Origin of the sequence: Pseudomonas sp. 2822-17 (genome assembly GCF_002742485.1) — a bacterium.
In the GTDB taxonomy this organism is placed as follows: domain Bacteria; phylum Pseudomonadota; class Gammaproteobacteria; order Pseudomonadales; family Pseudomonadaceae; genus Aquipseudomonas; species Aquipseudomonas cyclaminis.
In genome coordinates, this window is the sequence record NZ_LJRZ01000900.1 from 1 (window position 1) to 241 (window position 241).

The window sequence follows — 241 nt, forward strand, 5'->3', positions numbered from 1 at the left end:
AACAAAATCTCTTGAAAGCAATGTTGGCCTCGAGTTAACCTTTAAAAATCATGGGTTTGATACTTATTGCTCAAATAATGCTAGGACAGCTTTGAGAAAGTTACAAAGTTTAAATGTGGATATTATAGTTGTCGAACTAGAACTTCCTGATATGAATGGATTAGATTTTTGCAGGGAGCTAAGGGTAAATGGAAATTGGACACCGATTATTATCATATCATCTAAGTCTGATGAATTAGAA

At 33.2% G+C, this 241-nt stretch carries 1 protein-coding gene; it reads left to right on the forward strand.

What is annotated here, in order from left to right:
• The coding region (locus AOA60_RS29640; protein ID WP_143522598.1) for a response regulator at positions 1-241 on the forward strand (241 nt) is incomplete at both ends.